The sequence below is a fragment of the Falsiporphyromonas endometrii genome, from assembly GCF_042654485.1.
Taxonomy (GTDB): domain Bacteria; phylum Bacteroidota; class Bacteroidia; order Bacteroidales; family Porphyromonadaceae; genus Porphyromonas; species Porphyromonas endometrii.
Window position 1 is genome coordinate 1 of the sequence record NZ_JBHSGO010000123.1, and the last position, 4,817, is coordinate 4,817.

A 4,817-nucleotide genomic window follows, 5' to 3' on the forward strand; every position below is an offset into this window, starting at 1 on the left:
CTTTTGTGCATTGTCTTTCTTGTAAGTTTCTATGATAAAGATAAGACAATTGGGGCTGATTCCTGTGAAGGAAGTTCAGCCCCTTATTTTTTGTTTTGTGATATTTTTATCGGACAGCAATAATTTCATATAAACTGCTCTCTCGATTGCTCTTTAACCAAACGATATTACCTATTCTGAGGCATTAGCCTGTAAATCATGCTTGGTTTTATCGGACAGCCAACCTTTCAATACATTCAAAAAAGAAAAACGCCCATTTGACACCCCCTTTGCCATAAGGCATTCACTTGGATCAAATGCTGATTGATGACTCAGTCTTGTAGATGTTTTTGTCGGACAGCCGACTTTAGAATCCAAGGAGAGTATCTTCAAGATTGAAATGCTCATCCGCACAAATTAAGTGTTTGGGAGACTTCAATATGCCCTTATCAACCTTAATCGAACAACAATAATTCCTAATGAGCCTTATTAAGAATAGATACACTTAATATACTACAAATCAGCACTTTGTAATCTTATAGAATAATGATTGTTATCATCTAAATCACGCACCATTTTGGTATATTTTAAATATCTAAATGGCTTTGAATGATTGAAACTAAATGGCATTTCTATAATTGTATTGGCATATTGAGACTTAAATTATTTGATTTTCATCCCAATTACCTGTGGACATTTAGGTTCAAGAGACAAAAAAGGCTTTGGATTTTGTCTGTATAATCCAAAGCCTTTTTGTCAACTATATGTAACTGCAATCAAAACATATCAAAAATTCCGGCTGCTTCAAGAGCCTCTTTACGCTCAATACATGTGCCACACTTGCCGCAAGGTTTTTCTTCTCCTTTGTAGCAACTCCAAGTTTCTCTATAATCTATACCTAACTCTACCCCACGCTTAGCAATATCAGCCTTAGACCAACCGGTATATGGAGCCATCAGCTTCACGGAGTTGGAAGTTCCCTCCTGCAGGGCCTCCTTCATTGGACGAATAAAAGAGGCTCTACAATCGGGATAAATACTATGATCACCAAAATGATTTGCGATATAAACCTCTTTTAAGTCATACGATTCGGCAATCCCTGCCGCAATACTTAGCATGATACCATTTCTAAATGGAACTACTGTAGAAGACATATTATCCTCAGCATAGGCACCCTCCGGAATATCTTCGTCGCTATTGGAGAGAAGTGAACTACGAAAATACTCATTTATAAACTTTAGGGGAATCGTAATATGCTTTATACCTAATCTCTCACAATGCAGCTTTGCAAAAGGAATCTCCTTGGCATTATGCTTCGAACCATAATCAAAACTTACACCTAAACCAATCTGATCTGCATAATCATACAGCATCGTAACACTGTCCATACCACCCGACACAACTATCAATCCGGGCTTATCGTTCAATTTATTCATCCTAATATATTTTGTCTTTATCTATTTCTGAGTCCGGGAATGCGTCCATATTTTAAGAAGCGTTCTTGATAATATCGATTCTTATCCAACGTATCTATCATCACGCCACGTGAAGATGTACTATGAATCATACGAATCCCCCTCTCATCAATCGAAATAATCAATGCAACATGCCCAACTCTGCGATTATTCTTATTTGACCCTGTAAAAAATGCAAGATCGCCTGGCAATGGAGTCACAATATTATTGACATAATTGTAAATATCAGAAGAGGAACGCGGCAAGCTTACTCCATACGAATTGAATAGATAGCAAATGTAACCGGAGCAATCAAAATATAAGTCCTTGCTACAACGATACCCATATGGCTTACCTACAAACCGCTTACTGAAAGAAATCAACTCATCCATCCAATTTGTCACAGGAGGATAATTGCTTCGATAGCCATCCTGATTGATATAATAAGTTTGTCCTCCTTTGCCGGAAGGAGAAGAAGGATGTGGTAATCTTCTCGATACACAAGAGGTCAAAAGAAATGCCACTGCCATAAGTAGCAACAACTTATTAATGTTAGTACGCACATTTACCATCACACAAAGATAATTCATTCGCTTTGCATAATGTGAATTATTATTGTCATTCAAAAAACAATTATTGCGATAAAAACTATTGTGACACTTACAAGCTTGAATCCCCTACCTCTTGTCATCACACCTAACTAAACGGCATTATTTGTCTTGTGTACTTGGCTGTACATCGTACAGAGTTTTCTCGGACAGCCTACCTTTCAATGCTCTTCAACAAAGAAAACCATCCATAAAGGAAAAATCCGTCGTCCCTTAAGGCTTCTACTTGTATCAACTGCTAATTTCCACCTCAAAACAGAAGGTGTTTTTATCGGACAGCCTACTTTGGAACTCAAAGGGGGCTTATCTTGTAAAAATGAAATGCTCAACCGCATAAATTCAGCGATTGAGCATCATTAATACGCCCTTTCCAACTTTTCTCGGACAGCAATGAAAAACAATAGTCTTGGGGTATTTGAAGTTAACCCCAAATATATCGATAGAAAGAGATAGCATTTATGAAGTTATTACGAATGATTACAGTATGCTGTCCAAGAAGCAGAGCGCAAACCAAGAGAATAAAATAACCCCCCAAAATCAAAGAGGCATCATCTATGGTTATTGTAATCCGGATTTGTCCTTAGATGGCAGGTTCTAATGACCGACATTAGGAATTATTTTTCTTAATACACTATATATCATCATTTTATAATCTCATAAAATGATGATGGTCTACTAAATTTTTCTACTATTTTGGTGTAATGTTATAAAGTCCCCAAATGCTTTGGGGATTTGAATGTATGTAATACTCCGATGTTTTATCGACTTTTTGGGGTTTAATCATCTTATTTTCAATCCTAATAAGTATGATAATTTAGGTTAAACCAAGAGTATATGACAACATCATAAAAAATATATTATACATAGGTGGTGCGATAGCTATAAGCAGATTGACCTTTGAATAGTGATCTAATGAAAATTGACAGCAACCTATACAAAGCACAAGGTTTGGAATCTCCCGACCCCAAACCTGCAATAAGTATAATGAAAACGAATTACAAGCATTGATATTGTGTTTAATACACTGATAGATAGCGAAATACTACAAACTTTTGTCGCATGTTTGTAAATATCTGTACCCATAACTGTACCCATTTTGTTTTTTTAGTAAGTTTGTGAAAAGACCAAGAAAGGAATAATAAAATGAAACTACTCATGGGTGGAGGCCGAGACACCGTAAAATTATATGTCAGGTCTCTCAAAACAGGGAAATCGGTTTACTATGTATATTACAAGAACGGTAAGAGAACAAAAGAGTGCACCGGAGTAATTATACCTAACAACGAGATCAGGGGTAAAGTATTTGATAAAAAACATAGATCATACCTGCAAGAGCTTTTAGTAAAAAAAATCAAAGGCTTGCAGAGCATGGTACAACATCGGGTAATTGACATTGATAAATCACTTATGCAATACATTGAAGAGTTAAGAATAATGAAAGAAGCCGAGAGGCCTAATACTGGAAGACCATACGTGGCTTTACTGTCACATCTCAAAGAGTATTGCAGTCCTTCATACCCTTTAGTTAAAGTTGATAAGTTTTTCTTGTTGGGGTTTATCAAACATCTGTCAAAGACTACAAGCCTGAAACGAAAAACAAGCAAACCACTATCAAATAATACCCAAAAAAAAATATATGCATTGTTAGCATCTGCAATTAAAAAAGCATATCAAAGTGATTTGATCGCAACAAACCCAACAACAAAAATAAGTCCTTCGGAGCACTTCAAGAAAGAACCAAGAGTAATAAAGCGATTGACAAGAGAGGAGGTTAAGAATTTGCAAAAAACAGACCTTAATAATCTCGTTGTTAGAAGAGCTTATTTGTTTTCCTGCTTTACTGGGTTGAGATTTAGCGACATAAAAAAGTTATGTTGGTCTGACATTCGCATCAGTGAAAATGTATGCGAAATTGTTATTAAACAACAGAAGACAGGGGGTGAAATAATAGTACCATTATGCGAAGAGGCTCTAAAGCAGTTGCCGAAGAGCAAGGTAAAAAAAGGATATGTTTTTAAGAGATTGCCAACAAATACGGCGGTGAATGCTATTCTTAAGAAATGGGGTGAACGTGCAGGGGTTAAAGAAAAAGTAACATTTCACACTGCAAGACATACTTATGCTACAATGTTGGTGACTGCTGGTGTCGATATTAAACGAGTGCAAGAGCTCATGGGGCATGCAAGCATACAAGCCACAATGGTATATGCACATGTAGAAGCAGAAGCCAAGAGAGAAGCGATAACACAATTAAATAATTTTTTCAAAAACTAAAGTACATGACAAAGCAATCAGAGCAAAAAGAGTACATGGGGGTGAAGGAAGTAGCCAACATGTTAGGGTATAAAATCACATATATTTACAAGCTGGTGATGGATAAAAAAATACCGTATTACAAGCTGGGAAAAAGTAAGGCATCAAGATTGAGATTTGATAAATCTGAATTGTTAGAGTGGATGACTTCCAAGAAGGTAAAATAACATGTGTCAATAAGACCACGAAATGGTACTTACTGGCAGAGGAGTGAGACAACAAAAGAAAAGATTGTATTGCTATATAACAAAGCTGTCAATAAGACCACGAAATGGTACTTTAAGAAGAGAGAAAAAGAAGACAGAGAAGTGAAAAAATAAAAAGACTTAATAAGATGATACAATACTTCGGTAAATTTTTACCGAAAAATTAAAAGTTAAACAATAGAACTGACAAAAGTCGGTTCGAAAACACTAAAGAGATCATTGAAATGTTGTCAAAACGAATGGTTAAGCATGAAGAA

Annotated in this window: 4 protein-coding genes; 2 read left to right on the forward strand and 2 right to left on the reverse strand. The window is 36.0% G+C overall.

Annotated features, from left to right (window positions below; all coding sequences use genetic code 11):
- Positions 1-755 precede the first annotated feature (755 nt).
- Both queC and ACFO3G_RS03905 read right to left on the reverse strand, forming a co-directional pair.
- On the reverse strand, positions 756-1,415 hold the full coding sequence (gene queC / locus ACFO3G_RS03900) for a 7-cyano-7-deazaguanine synthase QueC (RefSeq protein ID WP_380078172.1): 660 nt from the start codon (positions 1,413-1,415) through the stop codon (positions 756-758).
- Positions 1,416-1,432: 17 nt separating this feature from the next.
- Positions 1,433-2,023, reverse strand: a complete 591-nt coding sequence (locus ACFO3G_RS03905) for a C40 family peptidase (protein ID WP_380078174.1) — start codon at positions 2,021-2,023, stop codon at positions 1,433-1,435.
- A gap of 1,161 nt (positions 2,024-3,184) precedes the next feature.
- Here ACFO3G_RS03905 and ACFO3G_RS03910 point away from each other — a divergent pair.
- Together ACFO3G_RS03910 and ACFO3G_RS03915 are read left to right on the forward strand one after the other, a co-directional pair.
- Complete coding sequence (locus ACFO3G_RS03910; protein WP_380078176.1) at positions 3,185-4,315, forward strand: tyrosine-type recombinase/integrase; 1,131 nt, start codon at positions 3,185-3,187, stop codon at positions 4,313-4,315.
- 5 nt (positions 4,316-4,320) lie between these two features.
- Complete coding sequence (locus tag ACFO3G_RS03915; protein WP_380078178.1) at positions 4,321-4,521, forward strand: helix-turn-helix domain-containing protein; 201 nt, start codon at positions 4,321-4,323, stop codon at positions 4,519-4,521.
- Positions 4,522-4,817: the final 296 nt, after the last annotated feature.

Bases quoted from the DNA above. Each gene is read 5' to 3' on its own strand.
- queC (WP_380078172.1), bottom strand. From the start codon at position 1,415: ATGAATAAATTGAACGATAAGCCCGGATTGATAGTTGTGTCGGGTGGT.
- ACFO3G_RS03905 (WP_380078174.1), bottom strand. From the start codon at position 2,023: ATGAATTATCTTTGTGTGATGGTAAATGTGCGTACTAACATTAATAAG.
- ACFO3G_RS03910 (WP_380078176.1), top strand. From the start codon at position 3,185: ATGAAACTACTCATGGGTGGAGGCCGAGACACCGTAAAATTATATGTC.
- ACFO3G_RS03915 (WP_380078178.1), top strand. From the start codon at position 4,321: ATGACAAAGCAATCAGAGCAAAAAGAGTACATGGGGGTGAAGGAAGTA.